21 protein-coding genes and 1 tRNA gene are annotated in these 20,898 nt (G+C 37.7%); 18 read left to right on the plus strand and 4 right to left on the minus strand.

Annotation, left to right across the window (positions count from 1 at the left end; translation table 11 throughout):
• The first annotated feature begins 7 nt into the window (after positions 1-7).
• From BVC89_RS22385 to BVC89_RS22420, 8 genes are all read left to right on the plus strand, one after another.
• Positions 8-1,609 (plus strand): class I adenylate-forming enzyme family protein, encoded by a 1,602-nt coding sequence (locus BVC89_RS22385; RefSeq protein ID WP_086933340.1) that lies wholly within the window; start codon positions 8-10, stop codon positions 1,607-1,609.
• Positions 1,610-1,629: 20 nt separating this feature from the next.
• Entirely contained in the window at positions 1,630-2,988 is a 1,359-nt protein-coding gene (locus BVC89_RS22390) for an OmpP1/FadL family transporter (protein WP_086933341.1), read from the plus strand.
• Between the two features lie 17 nt (positions 2,989-3,005).
• Positions 3,006-4,817, plus strand: coding sequence for an aldehyde dehydrogenase family protein (locus BVC89_RS22395; RefSeq protein WP_086933342.1), 1,812 nt, complete (start codon positions 3,006-3,008; stop codon positions 4,815-4,817).
• A complete protein-coding gene (locus tag BVC89_RS22400) occupies positions 4,814-5,833 on the plus strand; it encodes a methyltransferase (protein WP_086933343.1) in 1,020 nt (339 codons plus the stop codon). Before BVC89_RS22395 ends, BVC89_RS22400 begins: the two co-directional genes overlap by 4 nt.
• A 198-nt stretch (positions 5,834-6,031) precedes the next feature.
• Positions 6,032-6,718 carry a DJ-1/PfpI family protein gene (locus BVC89_RS22405; RefSeq protein WP_086933344.1) on the plus strand — a complete coding sequence of 229 codons (687 nt, stop codon included), beginning with the start codon at positions 6,032-6,034 and terminating at the stop codon, positions 6,716-6,718.
• Between the two features lie 352 nt (positions 6,719-7,070).
• The gene (locus tag BVC89_RS22410) at positions 7,071-8,060 is read left to right on the plus strand and encodes a YbgA family protein (RefSeq protein ID WP_086933345.1); all 990 of its coding nucleotides are present in this window, start codon (positions 7,071-7,073) and stop codon (positions 8,058-8,060) included.
• Between the two features lie 401 nt (positions 8,061-8,461).
• Positions 8,462-9,847 carry a DUF4397 domain-containing protein gene (locus BVC89_RS22415; protein ID WP_086933346.1) on the plus strand — a complete coding sequence of 462 codons (1,386 nt, stop codon included), beginning with the start codon at positions 8,462-8,464 and terminating at the stop codon, positions 9,845-9,847.
• Positions 9,848-10,501: 654 nt separating this feature from the next.
• Complete coding sequence (locus BVC89_RS22420; RefSeq protein ID WP_086933347.1) at positions 10,502-12,211, plus strand: hypothetical protein; 1,710 nt, start codon at positions 10,502-10,504, stop codon at positions 12,209-12,211.
• A 33-nt stretch (positions 12,212-12,244) separates the two neighbouring features.
• Here BVC89_RS22420 and BVC89_RS22425 read toward each other — a convergent pair whose 3' ends face one another.
• Complete coding sequence (locus BVC89_RS22425; protein WP_086933348.1) at positions 12,245-12,730, minus strand: hypothetical protein; 486 nt, start codon at positions 12,728-12,730, stop codon at positions 12,245-12,247.
• Positions 12,731-13,095: 365 nt separating this feature from the next.
• Here BVC89_RS22425 and BVC89_RS22430 point away from each other — a divergent pair, with 365 nt between their 5' ends.
• The 8 genes from BVC89_RS22430 (at position 13,096) to BVC89_RS30210 (ending at position 17,228) form a co-directional block, all read left to right on the plus strand.
• Entirely contained in the window at positions 13,096-13,443 is a 348-nt protein-coding gene (locus BVC89_RS22430; protein ID WP_086933349.1) for a hypothetical protein, read from the plus strand.
• Positions 13,436-14,098, plus strand: coding sequence for a hypothetical protein (locus BVC89_RS22435; RefSeq protein ID WP_086933350.1), 663 nt, complete (start codon positions 13,436-13,438; stop codon positions 14,096-14,098). Before BVC89_RS22430 ends, BVC89_RS22435 begins: the two co-directional genes overlap by 8 nt.
• A 192-nt stretch (positions 14,099-14,290) precedes the next feature.
• Complete coding sequence (locus BVC89_RS22440) at positions 14,291-14,725, plus strand: hypothetical protein (RefSeq protein WP_086933351.1); 435 nt, start codon at positions 14,291-14,293, stop codon at positions 14,723-14,725.
• A gap of 181 nt (positions 14,726-14,906) precedes the next feature.
• The gene (locus BVC89_RS22445; RefSeq protein WP_086933352.1) at positions 14,907-15,131 is read left to right on the plus strand and encodes a hypothetical protein; all 225 of its coding nucleotides are present in this window, start codon (positions 14,907-14,909) and stop codon (positions 15,129-15,131) included.
• Complete coding sequence (locus tag BVC89_RS22450) at positions 15,128-15,334, plus strand: zeta toxin family protein (RefSeq protein WP_086933353.1); 207 nt, start codon at positions 15,128-15,130, stop codon at positions 15,332-15,334. The genes BVC89_RS22445 and BVC89_RS22450 overlap by 4 nt, the downstream gene beginning before the upstream one ends.
• A 30-nt stretch (positions 15,335-15,364) precedes the next feature.
• Positions 15,365-15,718: a hypothetical protein gene (locus BVC89_RS22455; protein ID WP_086933354.1), complete on the plus strand. Its 354-nt coding sequence runs from the start codon at positions 15,365-15,367 to the stop codon at positions 15,716-15,718.
• Between the two features lie 406 nt (positions 15,719-16,124).
• Complete coding sequence (locus tag BVC89_RS30205; RefSeq protein WP_216825024.1) at positions 16,125-16,460, plus strand: DUF4062 domain-containing protein; 336 nt, start codon at positions 16,125-16,127, stop codon at positions 16,458-16,460.
• A 60-nt stretch (positions 16,461-16,520) separates the two neighbouring features.
• Positions 16,521-17,228, plus strand: a complete 708-nt coding sequence (locus tag BVC89_RS30210) for a hypothetical protein (RefSeq protein ID WP_216825025.1) — start codon at positions 16,521-16,523, stop codon at positions 17,226-17,228.
• 19 nt (positions 17,229-17,247) lie between these two features.
• Here the strand turns inward: BVC89_RS30210 and BVC89_RS30785 are convergent, their stop codons facing one another.
• Both BVC89_RS30785 and BVC89_RS22470 read right to left on the minus strand, forming a co-directional pair.
• Positions 17,248-17,442: an ogr/Delta-like zinc finger family protein gene (locus BVC89_RS30785; protein WP_086933355.1), complete on the minus strand. Its 195-nt coding sequence runs from the start codon at positions 17,440-17,442 to the stop codon at positions 17,248-17,250.
• A gap of 377 nt (positions 17,443-17,819) precedes the next feature.
• Positions 17,820-17,896 (minus strand) — tRNA-Arg (locus BVC89_RS22470).
• A gap of 148 nt (positions 17,897-18,044) precedes the next feature.
• Here BVC89_RS22470 and BVC89_RS22475 point away from each other — a divergent pair.
• The gene (locus BVC89_RS22475; RefSeq protein WP_086933356.1) at positions 18,045-18,500 is read left to right on the plus strand and encodes a methylglyoxal synthase; all 456 of its coding nucleotides are present in this window, start codon (positions 18,045-18,047) and stop codon (positions 18,498-18,500) included.
• A gap of 68 nt (positions 18,501-18,568) precedes the next feature.
• Positions 18,569-19,621: a LacI family DNA-binding transcriptional regulator gene (locus BVC89_RS22480; protein ID WP_086934714.1), complete on the plus strand. Its 1,053-nt coding sequence runs from the start codon at positions 18,569-18,571 to the stop codon at positions 19,619-19,621.
• A 106-nt stretch (positions 19,622-19,727) separates the two neighbouring features.
• Here BVC89_RS22480 and BVC89_RS22485 read toward each other — a convergent pair whose 3' ends face one another.
• Positions 19,728-20,837, minus strand: a complete 1,110-nt coding sequence (locus BVC89_RS22485) for a hypothetical protein (RefSeq protein ID WP_103654299.1) — start codon at positions 20,835-20,837, stop codon at positions 19,728-19,730.
• Positions 20,838-20,898 lie beyond the last annotated feature (61 nt).

Here is a 20,898-nt window from a genome sequence, read left to right on the forward strand (position 1 = left end):
ATAAGTTATGACTATTTATGATCACCAAAAAATTGATGCAATAATGACAACTCCTGGGATTGGAGCTGGTAATTTCCTCTACAGTTTGTCAAAACATGAAACGGATAAGAATCGGAAGATATTAATACTAGATATTCCTGTTAATCTACCGGATGGACGACAAGTTCTAGAGCTTACTCTAGCGGATATTTTGCTCTGGTCTAATACAAATGCCGCTTGGTTTAAATTACAAGGGATCACTTGTAAAGATCCGGTTGGCTTATATCTTGACGATACAATAGACTATCTAATTAATTATTTAGCACTTACACAAATAGGCGCTATACCTGTAATGATCAATGGCAACCTTACTGTAGATATTGCAGCTCGCTTTTTAGAAAGAGTGGGTGCAGTAATGGCTATCAGTACTAAAGAAAAATGGCTTTCGCTAGAACCGGTGTTAAAGGTATTAAATAGCGATATCAATAAGAAAAACATATCTGACATAGACTCTTCTTCTGGCAAATGCGAAGAATACTATCAACATCAAGCAAGTGACCCTGTATTACTAGGCCATACCTCTGGTACCACCGGTATCCCTAAGGCAGTACAATTTAATCACCACGGGTTTTTCTTCGGTATTAAGCAGCAAATAAACAAACAAATGGGAACGCGTATCCTATCAGCGCTCCCACATTCTCATGCTTCTGCAATTTCGATTATCATGTCTTCGGTATTGAGAGGCGCACTTATTAAGATACAGAGCAAAAAATCAGCTACCGATATCTTCTCTACATTCGAAACTTTCAAACCAGATATGTTTGTATCTTTTCCCAAAATTTATGTCGATATTTGTCGTTATGATTTGAATCAGCATGATTTATCTTCCATAAGTTATTGGCTGAGCACCGGTGATGCAAATCATGAAAGTCATATTAAAAAACTAATAGAGCAAGGATCGTATACACACAAAGGAAAAAGGCATAAAGGTTCCGTCTTTATTGATAATCTAGGTTCTTCCGAATTTGGTTTTGCCGCCTTTAGAAATATGCATTACCCCGGTAGTAATAAATACGATAGACGTATAGGTTTACCTTTCGACTGGGTCGAAGCCGCAGTACTTGACGATGATGGTAACAAGTTAGATGCCCATAAAGTTGGATATCTGGGAGTAAAATCAGAGTCTGTTACCGCAGGTTATTGGAATAACACTCTACTTAGCGAAAAAAATCGTCTCGCAGGTTTTTGGCTTACGGGAGATCTTGTCTATAAGAATAAAGATGGTGTTTATTTTCATGTAGATCGAACCACGGACTCGATAAAAACCAAAGACGGATTTTTATATAGCTGCCAGACGGAAGAATTAATATTACGAAATTTTTCTCATCTCTTCGACTGTTCGATAGTCGGAGTCAAATCAGAAGCGGGATACCAAAAACCCATATTAACTGTTGAAACCAACAATGGAGAAAAAGATGACAAACTATTAGAGGAAATCAATTTAGTGCTGGAGAAAAATAACACGCCTCTAATTAGCTCAATAATATTTGAGTCCTCTAGTAATGATACAGGAGTAACAGGCAAAAAATTAAAACGGGTTGTTCGTGATAAGTTCGTTGCAGCACAATAAGTAGTAATCGAGAATATAAAATGAAAATAAAACGGTACTTGCATTATACAATAACACCATCGTTATTAATTAGCTTGGGATTGCCCGTCGATTTAATTGCACACGAATATGAAGAATATGCACGTAGTGCAACTGGAACAGGTAGAGCCTATTCAGGAGAGGTATCAAAAGCTGAAGATGCTACTTCTGTCTATGCGAACCCTGCTGCACTTTCAAAAATTGAAGGCAATCAACGTTCTGGTGTATTTCATGCTCTTACGTTTAACGCTGACTTTGAAGCACAATCTCAGACCGAGTTTAATGGTAATACAGTAGCAGTTGATGGTGATAGAAACGGAGATATGGGTGGCTTATTTGGCGGCCCGAATCTTTACTGGATGAGTAAAGATATAAATAATTGGAAATATGGCTTTAGCCTCAATACACCTTATGGTTATGGTACAGATTATCCTAGGGATTGGGTGGGAAGATATCATGGAACGTTTTCCCAGTTATTTGTTTTTACTTTCTCAAGTAGTGCAAGTTATCGTGTTAATGATAACTTATCGATAGGTCTATCACTACCAGTCAGCTACTCTCTTGTGGATTTTGATCGCTCGCTTAATCAAATTGGGCGTTGTATTGATATGAATATCACATGCAATATTCCAATACCAACAGAGTCACTGTCCAACGAAAATGATGGTAAAGAAACAGTATCGGTTGATGGGTTTGGTGTCGGTTTTACCTTTGGTTTACACTATAAGTTACCGACGACACAAACAAGTATTGGTCTTGTATACCGAGCAGAAGAGACTCACGAACTATCTGGTAATGCAGATTATGAACGTATTAGACCGGAAATAAGCGATCAAGGAATATGGCAGAATACAGGAGTCGATATGGACTTGATATTACCTGCGTCGATAAGTTTAGGATTTGCACAACCCATTAATGAAAAGTTTCTTTTCATGACGGAATTTGCCTGGAAAGAATGGAGCAAATTTAAAGGTTGGCAATTTGACTATGATAATAATCGTCAATCTAGCCACCGAATTGCTACTGACTGGGGTGATAGTGTACGTAGCTCTGTATCATTAGACTATATATATGACGATAAACTTACTTTACGCATGGGGTACGCCTACGACAATTCCCCTGTTAGAGGCCCGGAATCTCAGTCTCCCTTTGTTCCGGGATCAGACATAGAATGGTTTACTCTAGGGGCTAGTTGGAAGCGCAAGAACGGTTCTAGTATTGATGTGGCATATGCCTATCTCGATTATCAGCAAGCATCTGTTACTGCCAATAGTACACAAGCTCAGACAGCAGAAAACATTATATTAAACGCTCAGTACGAACTGGATTTACATTTCATTACCTTACAATATAACTTTTAGTAAAAAGGAATTTGATAATGTCAATGATAGATATAGTCTCTAGTATTCCATTAGAGCAGAAGCCTACAATTAAAACGTTTTTAGCCGGCTCACTTATCTTTAATGCAGGGGAAAACACAACAAGTTTTCTACTTGTAAGATCAGGCACAATAAAGCAGGTGATATCAAGGATAGAGGATAGTAGTGAATGTTTTAGCACATTAGCCAACGAATTTACCTATACAATAAATAACGCGGGGAATTATATTGACTTCGACTCTTTTTTTTCAAAGAAGAAAAGAATGTGTTGTAGTTACGCGAACGATAACGTCGAAGCATGGGTATTCGATGATGAATACTTTGACTTTCTCGAATCTAAGTATCCAAGCACTCTGCTAAAAATAAATAAGCAATTGATGAAATGCTTGGCTTCCAAGCAATATTTCTTGAGTTGTGAAAAAGTATCCTTTCTTTCACAGAAAAATCCTACTTTAGCTATCGACGAGACAGTGAAAAAATCTCAAATGGCGCTCGCTCCTTTGTTGATGAAAACCGATAAAGAATTAGATGCTGTAATAAGGGATATGTCGAGTATCGTTGCTAAAAACCTAGAGTTTTTTGCTAATGAGGAAGCTAGGCAAACAGGAATTGGTAATAGCTTCCATAAGCAACACAAATTAAGTCTAGTATGTAAACATGTAAGTAAAAACTTGTATGGTTTAAAAACTCTCGGTCGTTTAGAGGATAACAATGACCCTAATGTAGTGGAGTATGGCAGCCCTTTGGGTGTTATTTTTGCAATCATACCATCGACAAACCCTATTCCTAATTCCTTATTTCAATCACTCCATGCTGTTAAAACACGCAATACATTAATTGTTAGCTACCCCAAAAAAGCAGTAAACATCGGTGAGAAATTCGTCAATATGATGCGGGAAGTTTTTTCGAAACATAGTATTCCACAAGATATATTGCAAGTTGTTCCACAACCTTCTAGTAGATCAAGCGTGCATAGGTTTATGTCTCATCCCAGTGTTGACAGAGTATTGGCAACTGGTGGCGAAGGTTTAGTAAAGTCAGCCTTCAGTTCAGGTACACCTTGTTTAGGTGTTGGCCCAGGAAATGCTCCGACACTCGTATATGAAGATGCTAATCTTACGAAAGCTGCAGAAATGATTATCGAGAGTAAGGCATATGATAATGGAATTATTTGTGGGTCAGAAAATAACATTATCGTTGTTAACTCTGTATACGATGAGTTTTGCCGGGCACTAGAAAATATGGGGGCTGCTGTTCTAAACGAAAGTGAAGCCCGAACCGCCAACCATCTTTTTTTCGATGATAATAAAAAATTGAAGCAAAGCATTATTGGTTTAGATGCGAAACGCTTGGCCAAACAAGCTAATATATCACGAGAGTATGATATTAGGGTCATTCTTATACCAGCTCAGACAGAGGATATTTGGCTAGCGAAGGAAAAGCTTGCACCACTACTCTCAATCTTTTCTGTATCGAAAAAAAATATTATAGATTTAGCTAAAGATATATTAACTCATGGTGGTGCCGGACATACCGCATCTATTTTCACTAATAGTGGTGACAACATAGATAACTTTGCAAACCATTTGTTCGCGGGTAGGTTGTTAGTTAATACACCAGCAACCTTTGGAATGATGGGTGTATCAACAGATTTGCCTTTATCTTTTATGCTAGGCAGTGGTAGCTGGGGGGGAAACTTGACAACAGATGCCGTAACTTGGCGGGACTTTATCAACATTAAACGACTAGCGCATCATACTAATGATATCGATGTAAATATTGCAGAAAACTTACTGGAGACAGAACAATGAAATCTATTGAAGCGTTAAACCACCTTAATACCATTGCTTTTTCCTTTTACACCGCTGGAACGTTTGCAGCGGCTAGTAACATGCAAATATTTGATCACCTTGCCGAACCAGGTCTTACGCCCGAAGAGCTGGCAGAAAAAATCTCTGCACATCCCGATGCAACTCAACGCCTATTAAGCGCAGTGGAAAATCTGGGACTTGTTGAGCAAAACCAAGGGCGTTATAGAAACTCTGCAGCAGGGGCTTATCTGCATAAGGATGCGGATACCCCAATGGGTTTCTCTCAGAAAGACAACTACTTTTATCGTTTGTGGGAGTACCTACCAAACGCAATGCGTGAATACTCACCTCGCCATGAACAAGCTTGGGGGCAATCGGCACAAGAGTTATATAAAGCAATCTATGGTAACGAAGAACAACTTAGATCTTTTTTTAAATTACTCGACTCATACAATATTCCTATTGGTGAAGAAACAGCTCAAGTCTTGAATTTTTCCGATTATACTCGAATTTTAGATCTCGCTGGAGGTACAGGAAGTTTTGCTGGTGAAGTCATCAAGCAACAACCTCATCTATCGGGTTTGTGCCTGGATTTAGAGCCAGTAAGGCCATTATGCAATGAAATGATTGAGCGTAATAATTTACAGGGAAAGTTTGAATTCATCACCGGTGATATGTTCAATTTAGAAGCGCCAAAAGGAGTAGACGTAATTTTTCTAAGTTATATTTTACACAATTGGAGTGAAGAGAAATGTGCAACTATATTAAAGGGATGTTATGACGCACTGCCACCAAAAGGCATGTTAGTAATTAGCGAAAAAGTGCTTAACAATGATTACTCTGGTGATTGGTGGGGAGTTATGATGAATTTGCAAATGCTGATCGCATTTGAGCCGGGAGCGAAAGAACGTACTGAAAACGAATATACTCAAATGTTAACACGTGCAGGATTTGAAGGTATTGAATTAATTCGTCTGAATGCGCCAAGAGACATTTTAGTCGCATACAAACCCTAATCGGCGCGCAAATAAACAAAAATAGTTTACAGCAAAGACATGACCAGCTGACTACCGGGTGGATTTGCTGTAAATTTTTTACACTTAAAAACTACTTCTAAATTACACTATATACATAGAATGACTTTAACTGTTCATTCATATAATTATGTTATAATGGCGATACAATATTTATCACTATTTCATGAGACTTATTCAATGATTCATTATTTTTCAAAAAGATTATTTGTTGCTGTATTTATTATGCTACTTTCCACAGTAGCCATGGCTGGTAATAAAAAAATTGGAATTCTAGTTTTTGATGGTGTTTTAAGTTCAGATGTGACTGCGCCACTTGAAGTATTTGGTATCGCAAACAAACAAGCTTGGTTTAAAGGCTATGAAGTTGTTACCATTGGTATTAAAGATACAAAGACTATAGAGACTGAAGAAGGCCTTACTATTGGGGTCGATAACTGGATTGGTGATGAAATAGAATTGAATGCACTTGTAGTGCCCTCTAGTTATAAAATGGAACCTTTGCTCAAGAATGAAAAACTGATTAAATTTATTAAAAAGACTGATACTTCCGCTGAACTACTAATGAGTAACTGTTCAGGTGCAACTCTGCTAGCTCAGAGTGGTATCCTAAACGGTAAAAAAGCAACTACTTGGGCCGGTGGTGAAAAAGAAATGCAGAAAAAATTCCCAAAGGTTAAAGTAAAGTCTGACGTTAATGTTGTTATTGATGGTAAGTATCTAACGTCTAACGGCAGTGTGGTAAGCTATGAGGCAGCTCTACTTGGTTTGGCCAAAATGAGCTCCGCAAAAGATGCAAAAGAAGTCTTTGAAACTTTACAAATGGGTCGTGTTACCAGTTGGGAAAGAATAGAGAAGTTACTATAAACCGACGATGGCACTCAATGTAGCGACTATTTTTATTCATGCACCCAATATGTATACACATAATATTCATGCACCTAAGTAGTCGCTAAATCGTAATTAACTTTCTCCAACATTCCCCTACACTCCCTAACACTCTATAAAGCATAGTAATTTCATATATCACTGAGAATTGAATTAGCTAGGTTTACATATATAAATATATAGTCATTTTAAACATTCCTCACTCTATTAAACTTTATTCATCTGTCTTTCGTAGAAATACATATACAAGCCAATCAGGCACTCAAAGGTATGGGGTATGCCATCATGCTGGGTCTGATATTATCTATAATCCCAAAAAAAGAAAATATAAGTGACAAGAGAATTTAAGCAAACTAGTGACGATAGGTGCTCAACTAATAAAATAAATATAGGCATCAGTAGCTGCTTGCTGGGAGAGAGGGTTCGTTTTGATTCTGGCCATAAGAATAATGCTTATATCACTAAGATCTTGTCAAAATACTTTGAGTTCCATTCGTTCTGCCCCGAAGTTAGCATTGGTTTAGGGATACCCAGAGAGCCAATTCGCTTAGTTAGCGATGAAATAGACGGATCGATTAAATGTGTGGGCACAAGGAATCCTTCGTTGGATGTGACTGAGCCACTCATTCGTTGTGCAGAGAATCAATTAAACTGGGTCGAAAACCTCTCGGGTTATATATTCAAGAAAGACTCCCCTAGCTGTGGAATGGAACGTGTCAAAATCTACAATAATGGAAATCCAAGCCGTTCAGGGACAGGTATATATGCATCTGTCATTATGAAGTATTTTCCAAACTTGCCAGTTGAAGAGGAAGGCCGTTTAGGAGATGCACATATCAGGGAAAACTTTATAAAACGCGTATTCATCTACAAGCGCTGGTGTGATTTACTAACAAGCTCACCTTCAAAAAAAGACTTGGTCAACTTCCATGCTCAACATAAGCTAATTTATATTAGTCATAGTCAATCAAAAACAAAAGCATTAGGCCAATTAGTTGCCGAAATTGGCAAAATGGAAATCTCTCAATATTGCGAATCATATATTGGTATGGTGACTAATATATTACGTAAACCTGCCAATAGGAAAAACCATGCTAATGTGCTTAAGCACATTCAAGGATATCTTAAGCATGAGCTAGACAAAGGCGATAAGGACGAAATGGCGACTATGATTGAAGAATACCGCCTTGGTTATATTCCATTGGTCGTTCCAATAACAGTATTGCGTCACCACTTCCGTAGGCATCCAATCCCCTACATAGATATGTCCTATTATATGCAACCTCATCCCAAAGATCTTATGTTGCAAAATACACTCTGATAGTATTAATAAGAAAAGCATCCCAATATCAAATTTACCAATTCCGTCTCTGGTGGCAAACACCAGCGATTTTTAATAACTAATATCTTCTATTTCCTGATGAATAAAGTAAAAAAATAAAAAATTATTTAGTATTAATACTTTTCAGCTAAAAATATTAATAACAGAAAAAACTCCAACAAAACCGATTAAATATTACTTAATATTTATAAAATAAATTTGAAAGACAATTTAACATATCAAATAAAAATAAAAGAAAAATAAATCACGAAGTATTAGTAATTTATTATTAATACTATTCAATGAAATAAAAAAATAAAATGTGAACCACATTACTATTTAAATGATCTGGCCTGATTTTGTGGTCGTATAGTAAGCCACACCATACATGAGGAATAGTGATGAACACTTTAATTAAACTGCTTTCAATGCCTACGATAATAATAATGTTAGCAGCTTGCGGCGGTAGCGATAATAATCCAAGCTCAACACCAACTCCCACAGCCACACCTACTCCCACACCAACACCAATGGCTAAGATTCGTGTATTTCACGGTTCTCCCGATGCTCCGGCGGTTAATGTGTCATTAAATGGTAACGTTGCACTGACGAATGTTGACTATGCCACAAGCTCCGGCTTGCTTGATGTTAATGCCGGAACCAATAGCGTCCAAGTAGATGGCCTATTACCAAATGAGCAGACGACGACAGTTATTGGTCCTGCCGACTTAGATTTCGAAGTGGATACACGTAATGAAATTCTGGCTGTAAATGCTTTAGAAAATATCGAACCAATTGTCGTATCACGGCCAGAAGCTTTCGATGACACAATGGTGAGGGTAACTGTTTTACATGGTGCACATTCAGCTCCAAGGGTTGATGTACATGTAACTGCACCAGACGCAGAGCTTTCAGTAAATACCGTACTTGGGAGTTTTTCCTTTAGAGGTACACTAGGGCCAGTCGAAATCGCCCCAGCTGATTATCGAATCAGAGTAACCTTAGAAGGAACAACAACAGTAGTCTATGATAGTGGTACTTTAAGTTTAGCAGCAGGTACTGATGTTTTCGCCAGCGCGGTAGTAAATCCAGTAAGTACTGGTAATGATAGATCCCCTATTGCACTGTTGGTGGCAGCAAATGACGGAGCGGCTAACATTGTTTACAGCAGTACTGACGGCTCTGATTTACGAGTTGTCCATAATTCAGCAGATGCTCCTGCAGTAGATGTAGTAGCTAATGATAACTTCGCTATGCCTTTAGTAAGTAATCTAGCGTTTCCTAATTTTACAGATTATCTAAATGTTCCTGCAGATTCTTATAATATTAAGGTAGCTGCAACCAGTACTATGATGAGCGTTATAGATGAAGATATAACACTAGATAATGGAACAGCCTATTCGGTAATTGCATTAAATAACCTTGCTAATATCGAACCCTTAGTACTCGTGGATAATACAAGAACCGTAGCAACAGAAGCTCGCGTTCGAGTCATTCATGGATCATCCGCTGCCGGGGCTGTGGACGTATATGTAACAGAACCCATGGCGGACATTAGCAATATGATGCCCAATCTTTCTAATATCGAATTGAGAGCAGATAGTGGATTCTTAGGCTTAGCAGCTGGATCGTACGATGTTTCAGTGACAATAGCAGGAACAAAAGATATTGCCATTGGGCCAGCACAAATTACAGTTGAAGCAGGAAAAATATATACTATTATAGCTCGCGATGGTATGAATCTTAGTGGTTTTGGATTAACACTGTTGGATGATTTTAACAACTAATACTTACGTTAAAATAATATAACATCACCTTTCAAACTGTAATCATAGAAATATAACTATATTTCATATTAGGGCCAATAACATAAAGTTATAGGCCCTAATTATTGTTAACTTATTATTAATTTTTCGAAAAAAACTCTTAGAATAAAGTTTTAGATAAAATAATTTAATAATAAAATTCTTACATCACTCACATTTAGAACCCCAAAGGGCTTTAATCTATAGTAGCAAAACTCATATTCATACACTGCGTTAGTCCATAACACAAAATTAACAAGCTAATTATTACTCACAAATTCTATTATAAAGTTAGCATCGGCCTACTCATTAAGCTCTCGTTCATAAAACGTTTTAAACGTCTATATTTCATAAAGACCAACAAATAATTTTTATCCAAAAGTGATTCAATTAAAAATAACTTTTACTAAACTTGTATCTATATAAATTTAATATGTTTTAAGATCAATTAAATATATCTATGATGAAATATTGAATTAGTGTCGTATTTGAGTTTTATATGGCACCCTATAAATCTATTTTTTTGGAAATATGTGTTAGCATTAATTTAAGTTTTTGTAATATGAACGCACTTAGATCATCCTAAATCGTGCTTAATAGCATTTAATCTATACTATTTTTTGGATTTGATTTTAGATGAAATGGCTAGAATATCTTAAAGATTTATCTCTATTTCTATGGTCTTACGGGTTTATTTCCATACCCCTAATTCTTCTAGTAGTTATTTTTGCCATTAAAACAAAACCCACATTTTTTTTAGCGTTTCTCAAATATGAACAAAAATTTAATGACTACTCGGATGAAGATGGCCCACGCATAAGCCAACAGCACTTAAATCAACTCAAGAAAATACGCAGTAATAAGCATATTATTGTCAATGCAAAAAAAAAGACCGAGTCAATTTTAACATTTATTTACGATCAGAAGTCGATATGTATTGATGGTTTTAATAGGTCTTTAGCGATTGCCTATATGTACCCCATTGCACTTCTACTATTTTCTTGGCTATTCTCAGCAAACGCAGTGCAACTCGATACTGCGGAGATTTTTCCTGCTCGTCCTTGGTATCAAAAGTTATTTTTCTTTTTATTTCTAGCTTTTGCTTTTATAGAGATAAAATCTTTTATAGATAAGCGCGACATTTACCTAAATACCAACTCCGAATTGTCGACAAAAAACAGTTGGCTAAAACGGATGTTTGAATCTGGCATCATGGTGTCGGTACTTACTTTTGTTTTTTTTGGTCTTATAGTGATCGGTGTTGTGGTATTTTTTGCCGTAGCCGGTACCGTAGGCGGGGCTGGAATAAGTGTGGTTGCAGGAGTTGTATTCTTTGCAGTTGCTGGTGCAAGGGTTATATTTACCGCCGTTAGAGGCTCTCGAACCAATGCAATTACAGGTGTTTTTGCTGTTATGAGCGCTGGTGTGGTAGCGGTCGTCAGTGCAAGTGTCGGTACTGGTGTTATAGATATTGTAAATGCCAGCATAGGCATTGGCGTCTACACTGTGGTTAAAGCAGGAGTTATTGCTGCCATTAGTGCAGGCATTTTATCCTGTTTGTATTCTGTGTTTTATGAGAAACTGTGTGAATACAATAAAGTTTTTCATCACAGTCTTGCCATTTTAAGTTTGATTTTTTCTGGGATGATATTTTTATCAATTCCTCTATGGTTAAATCAACTAGTTGATACAGAAGAGATAGTTTATCACAGTAGTTCAATTGCTTTTATGCTGGTATTTTTCTTTGTTATACTCCCCATTATTAATGCATTATCTGATTGGTGCTCTGTAAGTGTCACGCAATATTGTTTAACTAAATATAACAACAAGCAATCGAATTGGGCTATATGGTTGTTTATCGACTTTTTATCAGCCATTGTAATACTCTTTTTAGTGTTTTTTTCTATTTTTGCTAGTTTATATCTTGCTTCTTTGTTCGGTTGGCAAATCAATTCTCAAACATTGTTTAGTTCATTTCAAAATGACCCATTTGCGGCAGAGAACAGATGGCTAATTTTACTAGCTATAACAAATTTAGCACCCACACTCATGCACTTCACATTGATTGTTGGCGGACATTTTTCCGGTTGGTTCTTCACTTTAGGAAAAGACTTCGATAAGTTGATAAAAAAAGCTGAACTAGCTAGGCGATTATCTACTGATGAAAAGAGTAAGCGCAATCATTCCGATTTTACTTGGAGTCGACTAGAGGCAAGTGATGTGACAGAATATATTGTGGGTATGCCGATGATCTGGACGCTCCTCACTGTAACCTTGATTATTCCTTTCTTTTACTGCGCTTACTATGTTGTAACAGAGGTATTACATTACTTTATTACTCATTAAAAATGACTTTTTAGCTCGATCATTTAAACTGTATTATGAATTTATAAAATCATCTATTCTCTTTTGTATTTTATAATTATTCATAAGGTTTTTATCACTTTGAATAGCTCTTTCTGTAGCATTTCTAGTACTCCGGCTTGTCTGTCTCAAAGCAGAAACTGTTGTCACAAGATCCGCCGGATCGCGGTCCGTATACTTTATAATTGATGCCATAGTATCTGTCGGTAATTTTCCAAAACTAGACTTATGTTTCTTTTTTTTCCGTGAGCTAGAGGAAGCGTTGCTGCCTAGTGTTGCAAGTTCATAATTAGTGTCTCCTTTTAACTCTCTTAAAGCGGCGTTATTTAATACTCGGAAAAATTTTCCCACGTTATTAAATAAACTGTTAGTATCGGAAAATATATTTTTTTCGGGACGAATAGAGGTTACTTCTAACCCAGGATTTAATGATGGCTTTCTCGCTTTGGCTAATACCGGCCGTCTAGGAGACATATCACATGTTGATACTGTATTAAACATAGTTGTGCAACTCTCTCAGCAATATTAATTTTTAATTATTTTATGTTAATTAAACATAATGATTTGTGTTGGTTTTGTCGAATTTGTTCCCTTTTTCATTAAGCAACTTTTAATGGCATGTAAACATTAAAGCATATTCATTATTCTTTAGCTCAAGGCTTATAGCCAAAGAGAATTAATACTCTTAATAATAGAAATCGAAGTTTTATTGCATATGCTTCATCAATGCATTAACGAAAATGGCAGCAAAATCATTGGCATGTCTCATATATTGATATTGGCAAAGCTTTTAGCCTTTGACGTAACTCTATATATCACTAATATAGAATGTATAACGATAGAGGACTGAAGTAAGGAGTAAAAATATGGAAGACGAAGATGTTTGGTTAATGTACCACAAGGCAGAGCTTAACGAATATTCACCAATGAATGTAGACGGCTCCGAGTTTATCCTTGGTGTTGCAGTAATACCTGCAAAAAACAAAGAGGAAGCAGATCATAAGTTTGAACAGTTTTTATCTGGCGATAATATGGTGCTGATTAAACTGGAAAACTGTGTGATATATAACCCCGATAATTTTAAAGAAGATAGCATTGCAAACAAACAGATTAACTTTGCTGCAGTGAAAGCTATCGAAACTGGCAAAGTCCATTATGCCTGCGGAAAAACTTCAGAAGCGTTGGCATATAATGAGGGAATGGACGATGAATGAAGCTAAGGGAGCAATGACGGTAGTAGAAGGTAACCCAGATTGGAAAGCAGATGTTTCCCTTGTTTTGAATAATGCCAGACACAAAAGAAATGTTATTCTGCGAACAACTTTGGATAGGCTCGGCTTATGGAAATCTAAACATAATAAAAATGTTTCACCCTTTAAAAGTTCTTCCAGTCAGAGTCAAAAACAAGCAGCAATTATTGATAACGAAGTTTGGGTATTCGATGTCGATGCAACTAGATCTAGCGATATTGTCGCTGCTGTTAAAATAGCAATGAATTATTACAAAGTCTCAGCAGATGTCATTATCAAGGATGTTTATACAAAAAATCTTAATGCTGAGTGCGAACATAAAATGACACGACAAGCGCTTGTTGAAGCAAATAAAGGGCTATATTTCAACACATCAAAAGCCTTAGTGGAAGCTGCAAAGACATTGGGCGTTAGCGGCACCCTAAACTTTTGGGTATTTAGCAATAATAAAAACTATAAAATTCCGCGAGAAGACCTTCACCAATCATTTATCAATGCAAATGCTTTCAATGTAACAACTGATACTAAAAGGCATATTGCTACCAGCGCCAGCAACGATGCCACTAGATTGTTAGAAAACGCCATTACCCATCTTCACCTCGCTTCTTTTAACCTGTAGTAGCACGGAAGAACTAGAGTCCATTTGCACAAATAAAAAGCCCCACAAATATTATTTAGGCGCTTTGGGCTCTTTATAATAAACATATTTGGAATACACTTCCGAAGTTTTCGTCATCGGTTCAGATTCTATTCAGGATAAAAATAGGATCATACTTACCAGTACCACATAGATGAATACAGGTAGAAGGCTATGTATCAAACGGGAGCGACATTACAGTTGGACTATGGCACCTATTGTCATTATGGTATCGCAGATGGTAAAGGTAGCGTAATACATAACTCAAAAAAACACGGCAGAGTTGTTCGTGAATCATATATCCACTTTGCCGAAGGAAAGGATATTTTAATCAGCCATATCAAAGGAGAAGTCGTGTCTCGCGCGGCAATAGCTGCTGAAAAATATTGTGGCTTAGCGGATGACCTTTTTCTACCAAACAGCGAACATTTCGCCAGAGTATGCCACGGATTAGAAAGAGAAAGTATCCAGATACAAATAGCCCTACAGCCCCAAAAGGAAACTAGGGTACAGGTTAAAACCCAGGTTTATTTTTCAGAAAAATTAAACTCACTAATATCCAGCCTGAAGACCCTAAGGTCAGGGGAGAAAAACCTAAGGTTTTACTAATAGCACTCCTAATAAAATCAAATACTTACGAGAAAAAAGTAGCAACTATTACGCTTTTAACCCCCTACCCCGTTGTCATCTTACTCCACCCCACCTTTTTTATTGGCATGCAAATACTTTATTCAACAGTACTAAATCGATAGTATGGTTATTAACGATGGTTAAATAAAAAGGTATTTATATGAAGGATTTTGATGAGTTTTCGACATCAGATATTGAAGAAATGGCCCAAAAGGCCTCAAAGGAAGCTAGGAACAATGCACTGAAGGCTGGGAATGAGATCGCAAGCCAAGACCTAGAAACAGGTGAACACTATCTTGAGAAGTTGGACGAAAATGGAAATATAGTACGACGCCCTATGCCCGATAACTATATAGAAACGATTAGCACGGAAAGGAAGCCATGAACAAGAGACCGAGACTTATTCTTATTGCAGGACCTAACGGGTCGGGGAAGTCAACTTTAACCCGTATGATGAAAAGCCAGGGTATGGACTTTGGTATATATGTTAATCCCGATGATATAGCAGAAACTCTTACGGGTAGCGACCTACAAAATGCTTTTAAAGCGCAGAAGATGGCAGAAGAACAACGCTTCGATTTACTTTAACAAGGCATCTCCCATAGCTTCGAATCAGTAATGTCTCACCCGTCCAAAATTGAATACATTGTTACGACTAAAAACAAAGGCTTTACAACCTTACTTCTTTTTGTAGGTATTGATGATTCTGAGATCAATGTTGCCAGGGTAAGTGCTCGTGTCGCTGAAGGTGGCCACGGTGTCCCACAGGAGAAAATAGTAGCGAGATATAAAAGAACAATGGAATTACTTTTTGATGCAAGTATGGAAGTAGACGAAGCGCTAGTGTTTGACAATACAGATCACAATAAAGGTATACGCCTTGCGGCTAAAGCTAAAGGTAAAAAGCTAGTTAACTTCGACCCTAAGTTTCCTTGGGTTCAGAAATATCTTGTCAGTAAGTACGACACATAACATTTTCAATACCCTGCACTTTCTTTCACTTCGTGCAATCACTTCGTTTATAAATAATTTCTTAGTCCCTTATTTATAGAGGCTTTGCTCTATATACTTTCACAAACCCAAAAAACATGTGTAACTCACAGGTGCGGCGGAGTGGCTTCTGAGCGAATTAACGTGAATACAACGTAATTCTAAATATTGATGAAGTATGAGAATTACTAAAATTTCAATTTTAAAAAATCACTGGGCGCACCATACCAAAAGAAACATATGGCGCCATTGTTTTTTTGTGGCGTCAATACTGGTAGATACATCCAAAAAAATTAGGCTTTGATTGCAGAGATATGTAAAATTGAAAAGAATAAAAACGACTAACTAGTCAATAATCAAATTATAAATATAGACACGTGAAACTTGTATGGAAAAAAGATATCAAGTATTTATAAGTTCTACTTATGCCGATTTAAAGGATGAAAGACAGCATGTACTTAAGACTCTCATGGAAATGGATTGTATTCCCGCAGGAATGGAAATGTTCCCCGCAGCAGACGAAGAGCAATGGGAATTTATTAAAAAAATAATAGACGACTGTGATTATTACTTACTTATTATAGGTGGCCGTTACGGTTCTTTATCTGAAGAAGGAATAAGCTATACAGAAAAGGAATTTAACTATGCAATCGAAAAAGATTTAAAAGTCATGGCTTTTATTCACGACTCTCCAGATGATATCCCGCTCGGGAAGTCTGAATAAGAAAAAGAACTTAAAGAAAAACTTCTTTCTTTTAAAAATAGAGTGAAAACTGGGAGACTAGTGAAGTTTTGGAATCTGCATACAGAATTACCGGGGCTAGTTGCTCTAAGTCTAATAAAAACTATGAAGATGTATCCAGCTGTTGGTTGGGTACGATCTAATTTGATCGCTTCTAGTGAAGCTAACAAGAAAATAATAACACTTCAGAATACAATTGAAGAACTTCAAAAAGAAATTAACAACATTTCTTATAAGTCACCAGAAGGCGCTGAATCGCTTTCTCAAGGGAGTGATATAGTTGAGTTAAAAGCTAAACTAAGTTATTTAAATAGCCGTCTTCCCTATGGGGACAGTGAGAAAAGATATTCGGTTAATGCTAAATTTATATTCACATGGGATGAATTGTTTAGCATAGTAGGACCAAGTGCTATCCATCCTAATCGTGAGAAAAAATTAAAATCAGAGATTACAAAATACATAAAAGATTTTTTTAGTGACCCAATTGAAGAAAAATGTCAAGATGGTTTTAGCCTGTCTAGTATCACATTGAATGATACTCAGTTTCAAACGATAAAATACCAATTTTCTGCATTGGGCTTTCTTGTTACAACTCAAGAAGTGAGAATGGAAAGAGATAGTGAAAAAGAGTTTGAGTTTTGTGAATTAACTCCACTTGGAAAGAAAAAACTTATGGAAGTCCGTGCAATTTATAAAGATAAAGAGGCCGAGGAACCAGATAAAATGGGATTATTATTAGCTATTGAATAATAAATTAAAAATTGGCTTATTAAGAAAGATTGCGCTCGCATTCCGGTAGCCCTTTTAATATAGATAGCGCCAGTGATTTAGAGTCACTACGGGACGGTGATAGAGTATGTTTAAAAGACAAGGTCGACACAAACGTATGGCCACACTCTGGGTCTGAGCAACTGTAATATAAGTCACACACTTCATTGCTGATTTTATTATGTTTTGCAATCACAGCTTTTTATGAACACTATTACACAATAAAGCATGCTTACCATATACAAAAAATGCACTGGATAGCGCGTGGCAACGAATAATAAAAAAAGCCAAAACCGTTGGCGCAGAGTTAAATGGTGCACTCCTTGAAGACGCAATTAATACAGAAATAAAACCAATAAATAATAACGTAAAAATCGGTGAACACTTTACCTTTCATGACATTAAAGCAAAAAGCGCCACTGATCATAAAAGAAACGAGTCAGGTCATTTAACAGAAAAGATGAAGGCGGTATATCAATACAAACCTAAGCGTGTAGAAGCGGCTGCTTTATTTGTGTATTTACTGCCTTCTAGAAACAACAAAGCCGCTAACGCGGCTAAGTCATTGATATATGGCGCACTCGGTAGGATTCGAACCTACGACCGCTCGGTTCGTAGCCGAGTACTCTATCCAGCTGAGCTACGAGTGCGTTGAGGGCGCGTATAATAAGTATTAATGGGGGTATCGTCAAGGGGTTTTCTCAATAAGTTTCATCTAGATTGGGTTTGACTTCCGTCTCAGCCCAAGGCAGACTTAAAGCGCATTCATAGCTGCCATACTAAGTCTAGGAGAAGACTTTGCATACTAAGCTCGCGAAATTAAACCGTAAGAAAAATATCGCACTTGTCGCTCATGACAATATGAAGATGACGCTTTGCAAATGGGCTGCAAAGCATCGAGAAGTGCTGCAGAACCATCAGCTGCTCGCTACCGGCACAACCGGTTTAAAACTTGAACAGCACTTAAATATAGCCATCGACAAGCTTATCAGTGGCCCTTTGGGCGGTGACCAACAAATAGGTGCCAAAATTTCAACAGGCACCATAGATGTGCTTATTTTCTTCTGGGACCCCTTCGAGCCCATGCCTCACGACCCCGATGTAAAGGCACTGTTGAGAATTGCCAATGTTTGGAATATCCCCGTCGCCAACAACGAGGCCACAGCCGACTATCTTATATCCTCACATTTAATGGATCAGGACTATGAGCGTCAGATACCAGACTATCAGCGCTACTTGGCGGAGCGGAGCTAGGACAGCTAATCAATCTATTTACATGAATTGGCGTATCAACAACATGAAATGTGCAGAGTGATCAAGGTATGAAATCAAATAAACCCACATCTTTTGATATTGCTTATCGCGCAGGGGTATCGCAGCCCACTGTTTCGCGGGCTTTGCGAAATAGCCCACTAGTTAATAAAGAGACACGTGAGCGTGTACAGGCGATTGCTCGGGAGCTCAATTATAAAGTCGATATCAACGCTAGAAAGTTACGGTCGAAAGAATCCAAGACCTTTGCTCTGCTTTTCAGCGAAGACCCTGGCTCTACGGATACTGCGATCAGTCCATTTTTTCTCTCAATTCTGGCTAATATTACTCGTTCATCTGCGCGACGAGGCTACGACTTACTCATCTCCTTTCAGCATTACAGCGATAATTGGGGAGCAGATTATGAAGATACACACAAAGCCGATGGTATCATCTTCCTCGGTTATGGCGATTACTTAACCTATATTAAGAAGATTGCACAGCTGGACGAAATGGGGGCACATTTTGTAGCCTGGGGACCGGTTATGGCTAATCAGCCGGGGCATTTTATTGGCTGTGACAATATAGACGGTGGCTATCAAGCAACCAAGCATCTTATTAGTCTAGGCCATAGTAAAATAGCGTTTTTAGGCACTACGGGAGATTCTAGTCCAGAGATGGCTTCTCGCTACCAGGGCTATACCAAAGCACTCCTTGAAGCCAATATTGTAGTTGAGCCTTCGTTGCAGTCTGATGCTAACGCTAATGATAGAGATGGCTCTGAGGGAATGGAGGCTTTATTACAAGCCAGAGATGATTTTACGGCTGTTTTTTGTGCATCTGATGTTATCGCCATGAATGCAATACGTGCATTATCTAAGTATGGAAAACGAGTGCCTGAAGATATTGCAGTTATCGGTTTTGATGATATTCCCATGTCCTCTTTTTGTTCACCGCCTCTCACTACCGTGAAACAAGATACACAGCTCGCAGGGGAGATGTTGGTAGAAAAGCTCATTAACTTAATTGAAGGCAAAGAAATTAATTCTGTACAGCTGCCAACAAAATTGATTGTGCGAGAGTCCTGCGGAGCACTACACAAAGCACAGCTTTCTGATAAGTAACAGTAGCAAACATTTCTGGGGTACAGCATGTACCCATCTAACCTCTTCCTACACTCTTCACAATCGCACGAAAAGGCCTCAAAAATAAAACTTAAGGTATCGCAGATTAGTTGTTTTCGTTTAGCACAACTTCTTTGATAACAAAGTTCGCAAAGCGCACCTCTTCTTCATCTGCTCTTAGGTTGGTAGCATCGGCGTATGAGCGATAGTAACCCCATTTTGGGCGAACAAAAGGCACTCGCCCTACTTCTGAGGCAGTGGCAGGCCCACGCCACATATCGATATTGTTTTCGTTAATAGATAACATTTCGACATTATCTCTCATACGTACAATGCGCATTTCTATTTTGCCACCCTCCTGTGCTTCAGCATAGGTCACACGGCAAAACACATTAAGCCACTCCCCTTTCACTTCTCGCCAATCTGCAAACGCTAGATATTGGGTATTTGAGGGGATTGTATGAGGGCTGTAGCGAATTTGCATACTATCAGTGCCCGAGCGCTCGGAGCCAGAGATAGTAATAATCGGCTGAGCATCATCGCCATAAACAGCTTTTAATTGAAAAAAGTGAGAAAACTTTTTAGAGATTTCCATATTTTCATTTACTTTAAACTTCCAACTATACTCAAAAGTCTTACCTTCAAACCCCTTTAATTCATCAATAGAGGAACCATAAACTTTTATTTCATTACGCTGCCGATCGATAAAATTACCCTTATCTCCGTCATCTCCTAAATGTAAAGTAAAAACAAAATGATCACCAACGATATCATCTGTCTGTTGGTTAAGGTGTCTTACAGACTGATGATCACTGGCGTACACATCGGGAGCTTCAATAGAATTTCTGCCAAACTTTTCACGCACAAGCTGATAAGCATCCAAACCATCTACATCCGCATCTAGCGATTCACTGAACACTGTGGTGTAGCTCATTTCAGTCATAGGGCTAGGTGTCGGTGTTATTGTAGAAGTCGGCGCTATAGTCGGTTCAGCTGAGGGAAGCGGTGTATTTGTAATAGTTGCAGTAGGAACAATAGTTGGATTAGGTGAAGGACTAGGTGAAGTAGTCACTGATATTGTGGAAGTAGGTGCAGGTGTTGAGCTTGAATTATTGGTGCTACTTATCGATGAATTATTATTAGAAGAACCCCCGCCACACCCTGCGGCTAAACTAATAGCAGCCAAAGCCAATAAATAAATACACCTATTAAGCATAATTAACTCTTCTTATAATAATATGTTTAAAAGTCCCCAATTGTAAATTTTGATCTCTATT

Source organism: Agarilytica rhodophyticola, assembly GCF_002157225.2.
In the GTDB taxonomy this organism is placed as follows: domain Bacteria; phylum Pseudomonadota; class Gammaproteobacteria; order Pseudomonadales; family Cellvibrionaceae; genus Agarilytica; species Agarilytica rhodophyticola.